The organism is Sphingobium sp. (assembly GCF_036170395.1).
In the GTDB taxonomy this organism is placed as follows: domain Bacteria; phylum Pseudomonadota; class Alphaproteobacteria; order Sphingomonadales; family Sphingomonadaceae; genus Sphingobium.
In genome coordinates this window covers 50,612-66,816 of record NZ_JAVHPD010000043.1, presented here as the reverse complement: position 1 = coordinate 66,816, position 16,205 = coordinate 50,612, and the positions used below count along the sequence as shown (strand labels likewise).

The following is a 16,205-nucleotide window of genomic DNA, read 5'->3' as shown; positions in this document are numbered from 1 at the left end:
CCTTAAGAGTGATCGCCTACTTCACCGCAAGGCGGGGTCCGCCGGATGGATACAACGTGAGCGCCTGCATCCCCCTTGAAAGGGCGGCGGTTGACGTTTCCCGAGGCAGCCTAGATGGGACTTTGCCGTGCGACTGAAAGTGTTCCCGATAGCTCTCATCGCCATTGCAGCCGCCAGCGGGGCAATTGCCACGGGGCACGTCGAGCCTGCAAGGGGAACCAGCCGGGCCGAAGTGACGGCCCAGCGGCGCGGGTTGGCATTTGCCCAGAAGCATTGCTCTGCCTGCCATGCCGTCGATCAGGGAATCTCACCCAAGCCGGAGGCGCCATCCTTCGAAACGATCATCAATACGCCCGGACTGACTACCCATACATTGAACCCATGGCTTCGCGAGTCGCACAATTTCCCCGAGATCATGAATTTCGAGATCGAGCCTGGGCAAATCGATGCGCTTGCAGCTTACATGTTGACTCTCAAGAACCACGATTATCGGCCCCCTATTCAATAGCCGCTGCGGTCAGGGCACCCGACCGGCCCGACCGCGGGCACAACGGTTCTGGGCGAGTTGGAAGGTGCCGAAACCTGGCTTCAGAGCGCGGGTGGATCGTGGTAGAAATCGACCTGCATGCGCATGGGGCCCATTGCCGTGACGAAGTGCGTTTGCTGCGGCGCGACCAGACCCGGATTGCCGGGCGTCAGCAGTTTTTCGGAGTGCGGTTGCACATAGGTCAGCTTCAGTTCGCCTTCCAGTATCCTGATTAAACCCCAGACCCCTTCCTTCGTCTGGTGGCTGCTTCGCAGGGCATCCGGCAATGTGTTCTCGTCGAAAACCGGCGTCGAGCGATAGGGTTCGGTCATGTCCATGCCTCGCTTCCGTGATCCTTTGCGGCTTCCGCCTGAATTTGTCATGCAGCAGCCGGTGCGGTTCGTCGGCCGGGCTCAGGACCACGGTACGGGCTTCGTTCTCTCCGTTCAGCAGCCGCAGGTCGACCAGCACGTCTCCATCCTGGCATCGCCGATGAGAATCTCAATGCCAGGGGCGGCGGATGCCGGCGTTGCGATGCTGAGGAGCGCGCCGGCGCACGGCCATGCGAGGTTTGCCTTGCTCATCGCTCCGACCGCAGCACTGCAAGGGTGTGACCGGCGATCATCCGCTCTTCGTCGGTCGGAATGATGAGGACCTTGACACGGCTGTCCCTGGCCGAGATGGTCAGGGCGTGTCCGGCATTGGCGCACACGTCGATGGACAGACCCAGCCAGGCGAGCCGCTGGCATATCCGTTCGCGAACTTCGGCGTGGTTCTCGCCGATCCCGGCCGTGAAGACGATACCATCGACGCCGCCGAGCGAGGCGGCAAGCGCCCCGAATTCGCGCGCGGCGCGCCAGACGAAAAGCTCCACCGCCTCACGGGCTTCCGCGCGCGGGTCGGCCGTCAGGGTCCGCATGTCGCTTGAAATCCCGGAAACCCCCAGCAGGCCGGATTTGCGGTATAGCATGTCGTCGACGTCGGCGGCGCTCATGCCGAGCTGGGTCTGGAGGTGGAGGACGACGCCGGGATCGAGCGTGCCGCAGCGCGTCCCCATCATCAGGCCGTCCAGGGCTGTGAATCCCATGGTGGTGTCGATACTCTTGCCGGCCCGCATGGCGCACAGGCTTGCGCCGTTGCCCAGATGCGCCGCGATCACCCGCCCGGCTGCAAGTTCCCCGTCGACGGTTTGCATCTGTCCGGCGATATACTCGTAGGACAGCCCATGAAATCCATAGCGGCGAATCCCCTGTTCATGCAGCGCGCGGGGGAGTGGAAGCCGCGCGGCGACCTCGGGCTTGTCGTGGTGAAAGGCGGTATCGAAACAAGCGACCTGGGGAAGGCTCGGTGCCAAGGCTGCGATCGCGCGGATCGCTGCCAGATTGTGCGGCTGATGCAGCGGTGCGAGGGGGCAGAGCGCGTCGAGCTCGGCGAGAAGACCCGCGTCGACGCGTTGCGGTGCAGCGAAGCGCATCCCGCCGTGCACGACGCGGTGCCCGATCGCCACGACTTCCCGGCCTTCAAGGTGATCGATGGCCCAGTCGAACAGATCCTTGAGCAGTTCCGCATGTGTGAGGCCAGCGCCGCCCGCCCAGGTTCGCTCGACAAGGACGGTCCCGTCCGCCCGCCGCGCGACCAGCGAGGGGGCGATCCCGATCTTCTCGATCTTGCCGCCTGCCGAATGTTCCGGATTGCCCGCATCATCGAGGGTAAAGAGCGCGAACTTGATGCTCGAGGAGCCGGAATTGAGGCTGACGACGGCTTTCATGCGGGAAGCCCGGGCGCTGCCTTCGGGGCAGCGCGTGCGAGCAATGCCGCGATCGCGCAGGACGCAAGACGCGTCCGCTCGCTGTCCGCGCGGCTGGTGAGGATGATGGGCACCCGCGCGCCGAGGACGACGCCCGCAGCATCCGCGCCGCCGAGGAAGGTCAGCTGCTTGGCGAGCATGTTGCCGGCCTCGATATTGGGGACGACTAGGATTTCCGCCTTGCCCGCCACCGGCGAGACTATCCCCTTCTCGCGGGCGGCGGCTTCGCTGATCGCGTTGTCGAAGGCGAGCGGGCCGTCGAGGACGCCTCCGTCGATCTGGCCCCGGTCGGCCATCTTGCACAATGCAGCCGCATCGAGCGTCGAGGGCAGGTCGGGATTGACCGTCTCGACGGCAGAGAGGATGGCGACCTTGGGCACGGCGATGCCGATGACATGGGCCAGATCGATCGCGTTGCGAATGATGTCGGCCTTGTCCTTCAGGGTCGGCGCGATGTTGATCGCGGCATCGGTGATGATGAGGGGCGTCGGATGCCCCGGCACGTCCATCACATAGGCATGGCTGATCCGCCGCTCCGTCCTGAGGCCGGTAGCGGCCGGCACGACCGCCGCCATGAGCTCGTCGGTATGCAGCGAGCCCTTCATCAGCAGTTTCGCATCGCCGCTCCGCACGAGCGCCACGGCCTTCGCGGCCGCGTCGTGGCTGTGATCGGCAGGTACGAGCCGGAAGGCGGAAATATCCTTCGCCGCTTCCTCGGCCGCGGCCCGGATCCGCTTTTCCGGACCGACGAGTATCGGGGTGATCAGCCGCGCTTCCGCTGCATCCACCGCCGCCGCGAGCGCCGCCGCGCTGCAGGGGTGGGCGACCGCGGTGGCGATGGGTTCTCCGCCTTGCGTCTGCTCGATCAATCGCCTGTATTCGCCATGCGTCGCCACCCGCACGTCGGGGAGCGCCATGCGCGGGCGACGGACCTTCTCGGAAGGCGCGCGAACCTCGGCCTGGCCTGTGATGACGGTCTCGCCGTTCTGATTCACGCAGCGGCAGTCGAGAACGAGGATGCAGCCCTCGGGCTTCTTTTCCGTCACCGTGACGGATGCGGTGATGACGTCGCCGATGCCGACGGGAAGGGTGAAGCGCAGCGACTGGCCGAGATAGATCGTGCCGGGCCCGGGCAGCTCTGTTCCGAGCACAGCCGAGATGAGGCCGCCGCCCCACATGCCATGGGCGATGATCCGCTGGAAGAAGTCCGTTTGCGCAAAGTCGGCATCGAGATGCGCCGGGTTCACGTCGCCCGAGACGAGTGCGAACAGCTGGATGTCCTTCTCCGAAAGCGTGCGGGAGACACTCGCCGTCTCCCCCACCTGAATCTCGTCGAAGGTCCGGTTCTCGATGAATGCGCTGTCGGTCACCGCTCATTTCTCCAGGACATATGTGCCGGGCGCGTCGGTGACGGGCGCATAGCGCTTGTCGGGCGCGCCCATGGACGGCGGCGGCTCCGGCGCTCCCGAGTGACGATCGAGCCATACGCCCCATTCGATCCACCATGACCCCGACTTGCGCTCGGCCCGTTCCAGCCATTCTTCGGGATCATAGGAGGGGCCGCCCGCCTCGCGGGTCAGCAGACGATAGGAACGTCCCGCATGACCCGGCTCGGAAACGATCCCGGCATTGTGTCCGCCGCTGGTGAGCGCGAAGGTGATCTCCGCCCCGGTGAGCAGGTGGATCTTGTGCACCGAGCGCCATGGGGCGACGTGGTCGCGCTCGGTGCCGACCGCGAACATCGGCGCCCGGATCGCGGACAGCGTGATCGTGCGGCCATCGACCTTGTATTTCCCTTCGGCCAGCTCGTCGTTCAGGAACAGACGGGCCAGGTATTCGCTGTGCATGCGATAGGGCATGCGCGTTCCGTCGGCATTCCAGGCCATGAGGTCGCTAATCGGCTCGCGCTCACCCATGAGGTAGATGCCGAGCACGCGCGACCAGATGAGATCGTTGGATCGCAGGATCTGAAACGCGCCTCCCATCTGGGCGCTGTCGAGATAGCCGCGGCTCCACATCATGTTGTCGAGCACGTTGAGTTGGGCTTCGTCGATGAACAGGCCAAGCTCGCCCGGCTCGCTGAATTCGGTCTGGGCCGCCAGCAGGGTGACGCTGGCGAGCCGTTCGTCACCGTCCCGGGCCATCGCCGCCGCTGCGATCGCCAGCAGCGTGCCGCCAAGGCAGTAGCCGGCGGCGTGCACCTTCCGTCCGCCCGTGATCGCTTCGATCGCGTCCAGCGCGGCCATCGGCCCAAGCCGGCGGTATGCTTCGAGATCGAGGTTGCGATCCTCCTTTCCGGGATTGTGCCACGAGATCATGAAGACGGTGAAGCCCTGGCCTGTCAGCCAGCGTACAAGCGAGTTCCCGGGCGAGAGGTCGAGGATGTAGTATTTCATGATCCAGGCCGGCACGATCAGGATCGGTTCGGGCCGCACCTGCTCCGTCGCGGGCTCATACTGGATGAGTTCGACGAGCTCGTTGCGATAGACGACCTTCCCCCTGGCGGTCGCCACCTTCTCGCCCACGGGGAAGCTCTCCGCGCCTACGGGCGGCTCGCCGCGCACCAGGCGCTGCATGTCCTCCATGAGATTGCGGAAGCCGTCCACGATGCACCGCCCGCCGGTTTCGACGATCTTGCGCTGCAGGAGCGGATTGGTGGCAAGGAAGTTGGTTGGCGCGAAGACATCGAGGATTTGCCGAGCCGTGAACTCGACGATGTCTTCATGGTGTCTGCTCACCCCGCCGATCCCGGTGGTGGCGGCGTGCCACCACTGCTGGTTCAGCAAGAAAGCCTGAACGATCAGATTGAAAGGCGGCTCCTTCCATGCCGGATCGGTGAACCGACGGTCCTGGGGCAAAGGTTCGATCGCGGGGGCTGCAGCAGGATCGCTGAGGCTTCGTCCGATATAATCGGACAAGCGCCAATATTTTCTCGCGGCCTTGGCGCCCAGTTGCAATTGCTTGCCGGGGGCGCTGGCGAGGTGCAACATCCAGTCGGTTGCCGCGAGGATCATCGTCACCGGCGATAGCCCGTGCGTCAGGTGCGCGATGCCAACCGCAGCCGCGCGATCGAGGGTCTGGCTGATGCCGTCGAGCGGGTCGGCGGCAACATGCTGTATGTCATTCATCATCAACCTGCCGCGCGTGGATCATACTCTAGCGTGTTGTGCACCTATCCGATCGGCAGCGGCCGACCGATACGTATACATCCCAATTCTTCGCATGGAACCAATCAGGGTAAAGAGACTGCGTTTCCGTGGGAGAGGGCCTGCATTTGATCGCAACCGATGGTTGCGGCCCGGTGACAGGCGCGTCTCGCGGATATCATGATGAGGAGGATCCAACGATGACATTTCCACTCGATCAGGTCGTGGCCATCGCCGGCGCCAACCGCCAACTCGCGCTGAAGTTTTTCGACATCGCACGCACGACCGGCGCGCGGCAGGCCGCAATCGGGGCCCATGCGCTGGGCGCGTTCTTCGAGCCCGGCAAATTCTCCGAAGTGGCCCAGGAGGCGGAGCAGAACCGCCTGGTCCTGATCGCCGACACGAAAGCGGCACTCGAAGAATGGCAGGAAAGCGCTGGAGATTTGTTCTCGCCGGAAAGCGAGACGACGCAGTTGGCCGTCGCCCTCGAGCCGCTGCGCGCCTTTTTCCTGTCGCCGCTGCAGGCCTTCGCTGCTGCTGCGCCGGCGGCAAGCGATGCCGGGGCCAGCACCTGAGCCGCAAGCCGTCGTTGCGGCCGCGCCATGCAAGCCCTGCAAATCGCTTTGTTGAGAGACGCGCCTTGTCGCCACTGAGACTTGCTGACCGCAAACGGGATAAGCGCCCGCTGCTTCGGCGCTCCGCTATCGCGCTTATCCCGTTTGCCGCGGCGGCCTGCTCGTTTGCGCCGGACCATGTCAGGCCCGCGCAACCCGTACCGGCGCGATATTCCGACCGGTTGCCCGATGGACCGAGCATTGCGCGAATCGGCTGGCGCGATTTCTTCCGCGCGCCTGAACTCCAGCGGCTGATCGATGCCGCAATGGCGAACAACCGGGACATCCGTATCGCGACGGCTCGTGTTGATCAGGCTCGGGGCGCTTGGCGCATCGAAGGCGCCCCGCTTTATCCGCAACTCGATGCAGTGGGCACAGGGAGCAGGGGGCGCACTCTCTATACGCTGCCGGGGATGGGCGCGACAGCGGTCGACCTTCGTCAGGTCAGCGCTCAGCTCAGCGCGAGCTGGGAAATCGACTTCTGGGGGCGGCTGCGTAATCTCAGGGATGCGGCGCGTTGGGAGTATCTTGCCACGGAAGAAGCACGCCGCGCAGTTGCTACCGATCTGGTGGCCCAGGTCGCGAACGGCTATCTCCTCGAACGTGAATATGGGGAGCGCGTCGCGCTCGCCCAATCGTCGATCGCCACGCGAGAGGACTCACTGCGGATTATCCGCCGACGTTATGAGGTCGGTTCCGGCTCCAAGCTCGACATGACCCAGGCCCAAACGCTGCTTGCCCAGGCGCAGATTACGTTGCAGGTGCTTGAGCAGGATCGCGCCGTCAATCGTAATGCGCTCGCTCTGCTGGTTGGCGAACCCGTTGAAATCGCACCGGGACCGCTTGGTTTGACAGCGGTCCAGGATCATCTGGCGCTCCCAGCCGGCCTCCCATCCGACCTGTTGACCAATCGCCCGGATGTTGTCGCAGCCGAACATCGGTTGCGCGCTGCGAACGCCAACATCGGCGCGGCCCGAGCCGCCTTCTTCCCGAATATCAGCCTGACCGGCGGCTTTGGGACGATGAGCACTGCGCTCGACGGGCTATTCAAGGACGGCACGGAAGCTTGGAGCTTTACACCAACGATTGTGCAGCCGCTCTTCAACGCGGGCCGACTCAAGGGCAATCTCGACGTCGCCAAAGCGCAGCGCGATGAAGCGGTCGCGAGCTATGAGCGCACGGTCCAAGCGGCGTTCCGCGACGTGTCCGACGCTCTCGTGCGCAAGCAGCAGCTTGGCCTCCAGATTGCGACGACGCGCGAGATGGTCGGCGCGCAGCGTGAACGGGCCCGGCTCGCCCAGCTTCGCTTCGACAACGGGCGCTCGGCCTATCTCGAGGTCCTCGACGCGCAGCGCGATCTCTTCGACGCGGAGCAAGCTCTCGTCCGGCTACACCGGGCCGAGATCGCCAGTGTGGTGGCGCTCTATGCTGCGCTCGGCGGGGGCTTCGTTGGCCAACCTACACCACCGAACAGCGGGGAACGGACACCATGACGCAAGCGACCGGCAAGACCTGGCTCGTCAGGGGCGGGATCGCGGCGGCCGTGATCGCCGTCGTCCTGATCGTCTGGTCGTTCGTCAAGCCCTCGGGCCTTCCCGAGGGGATCGCGAGCGGCAATGGCCGTCTCGAGGCCGTGGAGATCGACATCGCCGCGAAGTCGCCGGGGCGCATTCGCGATATCGTCGCGGACGAGGGCCAGTTCGTCAAGGCGGGCGCGGTAGTGGCGCATATGGACACCGACGTCTTGCGCGCCCAGCTCTCAGAAGCCGAGGCGATGCTGGCGCAGGCGCTGAACGCGGTCGAGATCGCCGCGTCGCAGGTCGTGCAACGCCAGAGCGAGCGCGCCTCCGCACAGGCCACCGTGCGCCAGCGCGAGGCGGAGCTGAATGCTGCCCGCAAGCGCTTCGCGCGTTCCGAAACGCTGGCGCGCGAAGGCGCTACCCCCGTGCAGGAACGCGACGACAATCAGGCGTCGGTCGAGGGCGCGGACGCCACCCTCGAAGCGGCGCGGGCGCAGCTCGCCGCGGTCGATGCGGCGATCGCCGCCGCCCGCAGCCAGGTCATTGGCGCCCGCTCGAACGTCGATGCCGCGCGGGCGACGATCGAGCGCATCAAGGCGGACATCAGGGACAGCGATCTGCGCGCGCCGCGCGACGGGCGCATCCAGTATCGCGTCGCCCAGCCCGGTGAAGTCGTCGCCGGGGGCGGGCGGGTGCTCAACCTTGTCGACCTGTCCGACGTGAGCATGACCTTCTTCCTGCCCGAGACCGTCGCCGGACGGGTCCGGCTCGGTAGCGAGGTCCGCGTCGTTCTCGACGCCTTGCCGGACTACGCGATCCCGGCGAAGGTCAGCTTCGTCGCCGATGTAGCCCAGTTCACGCCCAAGACGGTGGAGACGGCCAGCGAGCGGCAGAAGCTGATGTTCCGCGTCAAGGCCCGCATCGCTCCGGCGCTGCTGCGGCGCCACATGACGCTGGTGAAGACGGGCCTTCCGGGCATGGCCTACCTGCGGGTGGACCCCAAGGCGGAATGGCCCGAGGCGCTTTCGCGGGTCGTGAAAGAATAAGCGGCCATGTCGTCCGCGCCTCGCCCCGACGCCGCCGACGCCGCGCCGGTCGTCCGGCTAGCCGGCGTAAGGCTCCGCTACGGGAAGACGCTGGCGCTGCGGGGGATCGACCTGGCGATTCCCGCGGGCAGGATGGTCGGCCTCATCGGCCCGGACGGCATGGGGAAATCGAGCCTGCTGTCGCTGATCGCCGGCGCGCGGGCGATCCAGGAAGGAGAGGTCGAGGTGCTGGGCGGCTCCATGGCGGACCGGCGTCACCGCGGCGCCGTGTGCCCGCGCATCGCCTATATGCCCCAAGGCCTCGGCAAGAACCTCTATCCCACGCTGTCGGTCGAGGAGAACCTCCAGTTCTTCGCGCGGCTGTTCGGCCACGGCGAGGCCGAGCGCCGCCGCCGCATCGACGACCTCACCCGCAGCACCGGGCTTTACTCTTTCCTGTCGCGCCCGGCGGGCAAGCTGTCGGGCGGCATGAAGCAGAAGCTCGGCCTGTGCTGTGCGCTGATCCACGATCCGGACCTGCTCGTCCTCGACGAGCCGACTACCGGCGTCGATCCGCTCGCCCGCGCGCAGTTCTGGGATCTGATCGCGCGCATCCGCCGCCAGCACCCCGCCATGAGCGTCATCGTCGCGACGGCCTATATGGACGAAGCCCAGCGTTTCGACTGGCTCGTCGCCATGGACGACGGCGGCTTGCTCGCGACCGGGACCCCGGCGGAACTGCTGGAGCGGACGAAGAGCGCCTCGCTGGAGGATGCCTTTATCGCCTTGCTGCCCGCGGAGAAGAAGCGGGGCCACGCGCCGGTGGTCATCCCGCCGCTGGCCGCGGACGATACGGATATCGCGATCGAGGCGCGCGATCTCACCATGCGCTTCGGCGCCTTCGTCGCGGTCGATCACGTCAGCTTCCGTATCCGCCGCGGAGAGATCTTCGGTTTCCTCGGCTCCAACGGTTGCGGCAAGACCACGACGATGAAGATGCTCACCGGCCTCCTCCCGGCGAGCGATGGCCAAGCCTGGTTGTTCGGTCGGGAGATCGATTCCCGCGACATCGCTGTCCGCCGCCGGGTCGGCTACATGAGTCAGGGCTTCTCGCTCTACAGCGAGCTGACGATCCGCCAGAACCTCGAACTCCATGCGCGCCTGTTCGATGTGCCGGCGCAGGAGATCCCCGACCGCGTCGCCGAAATGATCGATCGCTTCGGCCTCGGGGCGGTCCTCGACGACCTCCCGCCCAAGCTCCCTCTCGGTATCCGCCAGCGTCTTTCGCTGGCGGTCGCGATGGTTCACAAGCCGGAGCTTCTGATCCTCGACGAGCCCACTTCGGGCGTCGATCCCGTGGCGCGCGACGCCTTCTGGCGGCTCTTGATCGAGCTTTCCCGGCGAGACCGTGTCACGATCTTCATCTCCACGCATTTCATGAACGAGGCGGAGCGGTGCGATCGCATGTCGATGATGCACGCCGGCCGCGTGCTGGACAGCGACACGCCCGCCCGCCTGGTCGAGAGACGCGGCGCCGCCACACTCGAGGAAGCCTTCATCGACTATCTGGTCGAGGCCGGAGGGGAGAGTCCCGCGGACGACCGGCTCGCCATTGAGGAAAGCGCCACTCCGGCCCGGCCGCAGGCGGCCAGACGACGTACTTTCAGCCCGCAGCGCATGCTGAGTTACATGTGGCGCGAAACTCTCGAGCTGCGGCGCGATCCCGTGCGTAGCACGCTAGCCCTGGCGGGTTCGGTGATCCTGCTGCTGGTCATGGGCTTCGGCATCAGCCTCGACGTCAACGATATCCGCTACGCGGTCCTGGATCGGGACCAGAGCAGCATCAGCGAACGCTACCAGCTCGATATCGCCGGATCGCGCTATTTCATCGAGCAGCCGCCGCTCACCGGCTATGACGATCTCGACCGGCGCATGCGCGCGGGCGACATCAGTCTCGCCATCGAAATCCCGCCCGGCTTCGGCCGCGACCTGCTGCGTGGTCACCCCAAGCCGATCGCGGCATGGTTCGATGGCGCGATGCCGATGCGTGCCGAAACCGTCCAGGGCTATATCCAGGGCCTGCACCAGAGCTGGCTCACCGATCAGATGCGCGCCGCCGGTGTCACTGGCGCGGCCCGTGCCGGCGCAGGATCCACCGTCTCCATCGAGAACCGGTATCGCTACAATCCCGATGTCCGAAGCCTTCCGGCGATGGTGCCCAGCATCATTCCGCTGCTGCTGCTCATGCTGCCGGCGATGCTCGCCGCGCTGGCGGTGGTCCGCGAGAAGGAGGTCGGCTCGATCATCAACCTGTATGTGACTCCCGTCACCCGCACCGAATTTCTGCTCGGCAAGCAGATCCCCTATGTCGGGCTCGCCATGATCAACTTCGCCATCATGGTGATGATGGCCGTCACGCTGTTCGGCGTGCCCGTCAAGGGCAACTTCCTTGCGCTGGCGTTCGCGGCGCTCCTCTTCTGCATCATCGCGACGGGCATGGGCCTGCTCGCCTCGGCCGTCACGCGCAGTCAGATCGCCGTCCTGCTGCTCGCCTTGATCGGCACGCTGATACCGGCCGTCACCTATGGCGGCATGATCGACCCGGTCTCTTCGCTCGAGGGCTCGGCCCGCCTTTTCGGCGAGGTCTATCCGGCGTCCCACATGTTCACGATCAGTCGCGGCGTCTTCAACAAGGCTCTCGGATTTCGTGATCTCGCCGGATCGTTCTGGCCGCTGCTGATCGCGGTTCCCGTCATCACCGGCGCCTCCATCCTGCTGCTCAGGAAGCAGGAGCGCTGACATGCGGCGGACGCTCGCGAACATCTACCGCCTCGGTGTGAAGGAGCTCTGGAGCCTTTGGCGCGACCCGATGATGCTCGTGCTGATCCTGTTCACTTTCACGATCGCCATCTACAGTGCGGCGACGGCGATGCCCGAAACGCTGCACAATGCCTCAATGGCGATCGTGGACGAGGACAATTCACCGCTTTCACAGCGGATCGTTGCGGCCTTCTACCCCCCGCAGTTCAAGCGTCCGGCGATGATCACCACGCGCGCCATCGATCCCGGAATGGATGCGGGCGACTATACCTTCGTCATGCACATTCCCACCGGCTTCCAGCGTGACGTCCTGGCTGGCCGGCCAGCCGAGATCCAGCTCAATACCGATGCCACCCGGATGACCCAAGCCTTCACCGGTAGCTCCTACATCCAGCAGATCGCGCTGGGTGAAGTGACCGCCTTCGTGCAGGGCTATCGCGGGCAGGCGGCCATGCCCGTCGATCTCGAGCTGCGCGCGCGGTTCAATCCGACTCTCGACAAGTCCTGGTTCGGCGCGCTCGCGGAGATCATCAATCAGATCACCATGCTGTCGATCATCCTGACCGGCGCGGCGCTGATCCGGGAACGCGAGCACGGCACTGTCGAGCACCTGCTCGTGATGCCGGTGACGCCTTTCGAGATCATGTCGAGCAAGGTCTGGTCCATGGGGCTGGTCGTGCTGCTGGCGTCGTTTCTCTCCATTAACCTCGTGGTTCGGGCCTTGCTCGACATTCCCGTCGCGGGATCGCTGTCGCTGTTCTTCGCCGGGGCCGCTCTCTCCATGTTCGCGACCACGTCCATCGGCATCTTCATGGCCACCATCGCGCGTAACATGCCTCAGTTCGGGATGCTCACGGTCCTCGTCCTGCTGCCGCTCGAGATGCTTTCCGGTAGCACGACGCCGCGCGAAAGCATGCCGGAAGTCGTCCAGAACGTCATGCTGGCCGCGCCGACCACCCATTTCGTGGAGTTGGGCCAGGCTATCCTGTTTCGCGGCGCGGGTATCGATGTCGTGTGGCCTCAGCTCCTCGCCATAGTTGCGATCGGGGGCGTTTTCTTCACCATTGCGCTCGCGCAGTTCCGGAGGGCCATCTCGGAGATGGCCTGATGAGGGCGGCTTCGGTTACGTAGACTTCCCAAGCCCATCGAGCCCGTCGGTCGGTTATCCTGATGATCCTTTCTGCATGGGCCGAGATCGAAGAAAGGTGATCGCATGTCCGGTATTGCTTCCTCCACCGAGGTGGTGACCCGATCGGGGCTCAGGCTGTCCGTGAGGCCGGTCGCGCGCGACGATGGCCCTGTGCTGAAGGACTTTTTCGGCAGGGTCACTCCCGAGGATCTCCGCTTCCGTTTCCTCACGGCGATGCTCGAGGTGTCCGACGACCGGATCGCGGCCATGGTCGATGTCGACCACAAGCAGACCGAGGATCTCCTGGCCTTCGTCGATGACGGAACGCTGGTCGGATCGGCGATGATCGCGATCGACCCGTCGGGCGATCGCGCCGAAGTGGCGATCGCCGTCCGGGCGGACTACAAGCACCGGGGCGTGGGCTGGACGCTTCTCAACCGCGCCGCGGACTATGCGAAGGCGCGGGGCAGCCGCACGCTGGAAGCGGTCGAGAGCCGGCTCAACCAGAAGGCCATCGAAGTGGAGCGGGACTCGGGCTTCACGGTGAAGGCTTATCCGGGCGACGCGACGCTGGTCATCGTGTCGAAGCAGCTTCAATGACGGGCATGTGGGCGATGGAACTCGGCGCGGTGGGCGGCCCGCTCCGACTCGTCGCCCGCGCCGTTCCGGACCCGGGGCAGGGGGAACTGCTGATCGAAGTAACCGCCTGTGGTGTCTGCCGGACAGACCTCCACATCATCGACGGTGAAGTGGCGGCCCGGCTTCCGATCATTCCGGGCCATGAGATCGTAGGGATCGTAGCCGCGCTCGGGGAGGGTGTGACCGGGTTCCGGCCAGGCGACCGGGTCGGCGTTCCGTGGCTCGGCCATAGCTGCGGCTACTGCTACTATTGCCGTTCCGGGCAGGAAAATCTGTGCGACACGCCGGGCTTTACCGGATGCACGCGGGACGGGGGTTATGCGACCCACGTCGTCGCCGACGCTCATTTCTGCTTCCAGATTCCCGATCTCTATTCGGACGAAGAGGCGGCGCCGCTGCTTTGCGCGGGGCTCATCGGCTGGCGATCACTGCGGGCCGCCGGCGATGGGCGACGCATCGGGCTCTACGGCTTCGGCGCCGCGGCGCATATCATCGCGCAGATCGCCGTCTGGCAGGGCAGGGAAGTCTTCGCTTTCACGAAGGCGGGCGATCGCGAGGGCCAGGACTTCGCCCGGTCGCTCGGCTGCGCCTGGGCCGGATCGTCGGACGAGCGGCCTCCGGTGGAACTCGATGCCGCGATCCTCTTCGCATCCGTGGGCGCGCTGGTTCCTCTCGCGCTCCGCGTGGTTCACAAAGGCGGGCGCGTCATCTGCGCCGGTATTCATATGAGCGACATCCCTGCGTTCCCTTATGCCGATCTCTGGGGCGAACGCGTGATCGCCTCGGTCGCGAACCTCACCCGGGACGATGGGACGAGTTTTTTCAGGATCGTGCAGAAGGCTCGCGTCAAGACGGTCGCGACCGCGTTCTCCCTTGCCAATGCCAACATCGCCCTGGAACGGGTGCGCGCAGGCGCTCTGGTTGGCGCGGCCGTTCTCCTTCCGGGAGAACCGGGAGACTATCGACGCTAGAAGCGATTTCAGCCTGTTATCCGGCGCGCGCTCAACGCAAGTCGCCCTTGGTAAAGTTACGGAGTGCCACGCCGGTCGTTCGGAACCATGGTGCGACCATGAACAAGAACACATCCATTAAGGACGTCCTCGCCGTTGTCGACGGCACGCCCTCTTCGCTGGCCGCGGTTGATCAAGCGCTAGCCTATGCAGACATCCATGAGGCGACGCTCACGATCGTCGTCGTAACCGAGAACCTTGCTCTGGCGGCAGCGATCGATCCGATGGCCTACGCCGAAGCCATAGCGGCGTCGGACACCCTGCGCAAAGAGCATGTCGCGGCGGTTCGCGAGCGCGCCAGAGGTGCTTCGGTTCAGGTCGAGGTCCATGCGCTGTTCGAAGCGCCCGGCCTTCTCCCCGGCCTCGCCAAGGCTGAGGGACAGTACGCGGATATCGCCCTCATCCCCGGAGCCGGTAGCTGGCAGAGCGACGGCTTGCGCCGCCATGTCATCGAAGTGCTCATGTTCGCGGGCGTACCTACAATGGTTGTGCCGGCGACCTGGCGGCCGGCGCGCATCACGCATGCCGCGCTTGGGTGGAACGCTTCGCTTGAAGCTTTCCGCGCGGCCCGGACGGTCCTTGATCTGGTCGAGTCTGGCGCGGCGATCGATGTCATCGTCGTGGACTCGCTCGACGGCCATCGATCCGACCGGCCCGTGCCGGGGGCTCAGGTCGCTCGCCATCTCGCCCGTCATGGTCACAATGCCGTCGTTCACGCCATCGGTTCGGCGGAACACGGGACGTCGGGCGCGCTGCAGATCTTCGCGTCCGAGCAGCATGCCGATGTGCTCGTCATCGGGGGCTACGGACGCTCGCGAGCCCTGGAATTTGTCCTGGGCGGCGTGACGCGCGAACTCATCGCGCACCAGCGATTGCCAATCGTCTTCGTGCACTGACGATTGCTCAAAAATGACTGCAAACGGAGCGTGCCATGAAAGCCCTAGTATATCACGGCCCTGGTCAGAAAAGCCTGGACGAGCGCCCCAGGCCGGTTCTTCAGGCCCCCACCGACGCGATTGTCCGCATCACCAAGACGACGATCTGCGGCACCGACCTGCACATTCTCAAGGGTGATGTCCCTACCTGCGAACCGGGCCGGGTGCTCGGCCATGAAGGTGTCGGGATTGTCGATGAAGTCGGCTCCGCGGTAGGCAGCTTTAAGGCCGGCGATCACGTGTTGATCTCCTGCATCACGTCCTGCGCGCGCTGCGAATATTGCCGCCGGGGAATGTATTCGCACTGCGCCGACGGCGGGTGGATATTGGGCAACAGGATCGACGGAACGCAGGCGGAATTCGTCCGCATCCCCCATGCCGACAACAGCCTCCATCCGATTCCGGCTGGAGCGGACGAGGAAGCGCTCGTCATGCTCAGCGACATCCTTCCCACCGGCTATGAATGCGGTGTCCTCAATGGCAAGGTTGCGCCGGGGAGCAGCGTGGCGATCGTGGGTGCGGGTCCGATCGGACTTGCCACCCTGCTCACCGCGCAGTTCTACGCGCCGGCACTCATTGTCATGATCGATCTTGACGACAACCGCCTGGCCGTCGCGCGCAGGTTCGGCGCCACGCACACGTTCAACAGCGGGCGCGATGCGGTCGTTCGCATGGTTCGCGATCTCACGGGAGGGAAGGGCGCCGACGCGGCGATCGAGGCGGTCGGCGTGCCCGCCACGTTCGAGCTGTGCGAGGAACTGGTGGCGCCGGGCGGCGTGATCGCCAATGTCGGGGTGCATGGCGCGAAAGTCGACCTCCATCTGGAAGAACTCTGGTCGCGCAACATCACGATCACGACCCGCCTCGTCGATACCGTCAGCACGCCGATGCTGCTCAAGACGGTCGAATCCAAGCGGCTCCGGCCGGAGCAACTGGTTACCCATCGCTTCGCGCTCGATGACATCCTCGGCGCATATGAGACCTTCTCGAATGCGGCCGATACCCAGGCTCTGAAGGTGGTTATCGCCGCGTGA

The 16,205-nt window shown here is 65.3% G+C and carries 14 protein-coding genes; 10 read left to right on the top strand and 4 right to left on the bottom strand.

The features are described from left to right. Positions 1-127: 127 nt before the first annotated feature. Positions 128-508 carry a c-type cytochrome gene (locus V2B31_RS11775; protein ID WP_140159565.1) on the top strand — a complete coding sequence of 127 codons (381 nt, stop codon included), beginning with the start codon at positions 128-130 and terminating at the stop codon, positions 506-508. Positions 509-588: 80 nt separating this feature from the next. Here the strand turns inward: V2B31_RS11775 and V2B31_RS11770 are convergent, their stop codons facing one another. The 4 genes from V2B31_RS11770 to V2B31_RS11755 all read right to left on the bottom strand — a co-directional run bounded on the left by V2B31_RS11770 (position 589) and on the right by V2B31_RS11755 (position 5,464). After that, on the bottom strand, positions 589-864 hold the full coding sequence (locus tag V2B31_RS11770) for a DUF1971 domain-containing protein (protein ID WP_441347663.1): 276 nt from the start codon (positions 862-864) through the stop codon (positions 589-591). A 242-nt stretch (positions 865-1,106) separates the two neighbouring features. After that, positions 1,107-2,294 carry an acetate/propionate family kinase gene (locus V2B31_RS11765; protein WP_086485583.1) on the bottom strand — a complete coding sequence of 396 codons (1,188 nt, stop codon included), beginning with the start codon at positions 2,292-2,294 and terminating at the stop codon, positions 1,107-1,109. Continuing rightward, positions 2,291-3,703: a bifunctional enoyl-CoA hydratase/phosphate acetyltransferase gene (locus tag V2B31_RS11760; protein ID WP_086485584.1), complete on the bottom strand. Its 1,413-nt coding sequence runs from the start codon at positions 3,701-3,703 to the stop codon at positions 2,291-2,293. The genes V2B31_RS11765 and V2B31_RS11760 overlap by 4 nt, the downstream gene beginning before the upstream one ends. 3 nt (positions 3,704-3,706) lie before the next feature. Further along, positions 3,707-5,464: a PHA/PHB synthase family protein gene (locus tag V2B31_RS11755; RefSeq protein ID WP_286866126.1), complete on the bottom strand. Its 1,758-nt coding sequence runs from the start codon at positions 5,462-5,464 to the stop codon at positions 3,707-3,709. A gap of 215 nt (positions 5,465-5,679) precedes the next feature. On the opposite strand from V2B31_RS11755, the gene V2B31_RS11750 reads away from it, so the two are divergent. The 9 genes from V2B31_RS11750 to V2B31_RS11710 all read left to right on the top strand — a co-directional run bounded on the left by V2B31_RS11750 (position 5,680) and on the right by V2B31_RS11710 (position 16,205). Beyond that, entirely contained in the window at positions 5,680-6,054 is a 375-nt protein-coding gene (locus tag V2B31_RS11750) for a hypothetical protein (RefSeq protein ID WP_286866127.1), read from the top strand. A 74-nt stretch (positions 6,055-6,128) separates the two neighbouring features. Beyond that, positions 6,129-7,586 (top strand): efflux transporter outer membrane subunit, encoded by a 1,458-nt coding sequence (locus V2B31_RS11745; protein WP_443022024.1) that lies wholly within the window; start codon positions 6,129-6,131, stop codon positions 7,584-7,586. Continuing rightward, positions 7,583-8,659, top strand: coding sequence for an HlyD family secretion protein (locus V2B31_RS11740; protein WP_286866130.1), 1,077 nt, complete (start codon positions 7,583-7,585; stop codon positions 8,657-8,659). The genes V2B31_RS11745 and V2B31_RS11740 overlap by 4 nt, the downstream gene beginning before the upstream one ends. Positions 8,660-8,665: 6 nt before the next feature. Further along, the gene (gene rbbA / locus V2B31_RS11735; RefSeq protein ID WP_286866131.1) at positions 8,666-11,437 is read left to right on the top strand and encodes a ribosome-associated ATPase/putative transporter RbbA; all 2,772 of its coding nucleotides are present in this window, start codon (positions 8,666-8,668) and stop codon (positions 11,435-11,437) included. A 1-nt stretch (position 11,438) separates the two neighbouring features. Next, on the top strand, positions 11,439-12,566 hold the full coding sequence (locus V2B31_RS11730) for an ABC transporter permease (protein WP_086485589.1): 1,128 nt from the start codon (positions 11,439-11,441) through the stop codon (positions 12,564-12,566). Between the two features lie 105 nt (positions 12,567-12,671). Beyond that, entirely contained in the window at positions 12,672-13,187 is a 516-nt protein-coding gene (locus tag V2B31_RS11725; protein ID WP_086485590.1) for a GNAT family N-acetyltransferase, read from the top strand. Continuing rightward, positions 13,184-14,197 carry a zinc-dependent alcohol dehydrogenase family protein gene (locus V2B31_RS11720; protein WP_286866134.1) on the top strand — a complete coding sequence of 338 codons (1,014 nt, stop codon included), beginning with the start codon at positions 13,184-13,186 and terminating at the stop codon, positions 14,195-14,197. Before V2B31_RS11725 ends, V2B31_RS11720 begins: the two co-directional genes overlap by 4 nt. Before the next feature lie 98 nt (positions 14,198-14,295). Beyond that, positions 14,296-15,132 carry a universal stress protein gene (locus V2B31_RS11715; protein WP_086485592.1) on the top strand — a complete coding sequence of 279 codons (837 nt, stop codon included), beginning with the start codon at positions 14,296-14,298 and terminating at the stop codon, positions 15,130-15,132. Positions 15,133-15,167: 35 nt separating this feature from the next. Continuing rightward, positions 15,168-16,205: a zinc-dependent alcohol dehydrogenase family protein gene (locus V2B31_RS11710; protein WP_086485593.1), complete on the top strand. Its 1,038-nt coding sequence runs from the start codon at positions 15,168-15,170 to the stop codon at positions 16,203-16,205.

Bases quoted from the DNA above. Each gene is read 5' to 3' on its own strand.
- V2B31_RS11725 (WP_086485590.1), top strand. From the start codon at position 12,672: ATGTCCGGTATTGCTTCCTCCACCGAGGTGGTGACCCGATCGGGGCTC.
- V2B31_RS11750 (WP_286866127.1), top strand. From the start codon at position 5,680: ATGACATTTCCACTCGATCAGGTCGTGGCCATCGCCGGCGCCAACCGC.
- rbbA (WP_286866131.1), top strand. From the start codon at position 8,666: ATGTCGTCCGCGCCTCGCCCCGACGCCGCCGACGCCGCGCCGGTCGTC.
- V2B31_RS11755 (WP_286866126.1), bottom strand. From the start codon at position 5,464: ATGATGAATGACATACAGCATGTTGCCGCCGACCCGCTCGACGGCATC.
- V2B31_RS11770 (WP_441347663.1), bottom strand. From the start codon at position 864: ATGGACATGACCGAACCCTATCGCTCGACGCCGGTTTTCGACGAGAAC.
- V2B31_RS11720 (WP_286866134.1), top strand. From the start codon at position 13,184: ATGACGGGCATGTGGGCGATGGAACTCGGCGCGGTGGGCGGCCCGCTC.
- V2B31_RS11765 (WP_086485583.1), bottom strand. From the start codon at position 2,294: ATGAAAGCCGTCGTCAGCCTCAATTCCGGCTCCTCGAGCATCAAGTTC.
- V2B31_RS11740 (WP_286866130.1), top strand. From the start codon at position 7,583: ATGACGCAAGCGACCGGCAAGACCTGGCTCGTCAGGGGCGGGATCGCG.
- V2B31_RS11715 (WP_086485592.1), top strand. From the start codon at position 14,296: ATGAACAAGAACACATCCATTAAGGACGTCCTCGCCGTTGTCGACGGC.
- V2B31_RS11710 (WP_086485593.1), top strand. From the start codon at position 15,168: ATGAAAGCCCTAGTATATCACGGCCCTGGTCAGAAAAGCCTGGACGAG.
- V2B31_RS11730 (WP_086485589.1), top strand. From the start codon at position 11,439: ATGCGGCGGACGCTCGCGAACATCTACCGCCTCGGTGTGAAGGAGCTC.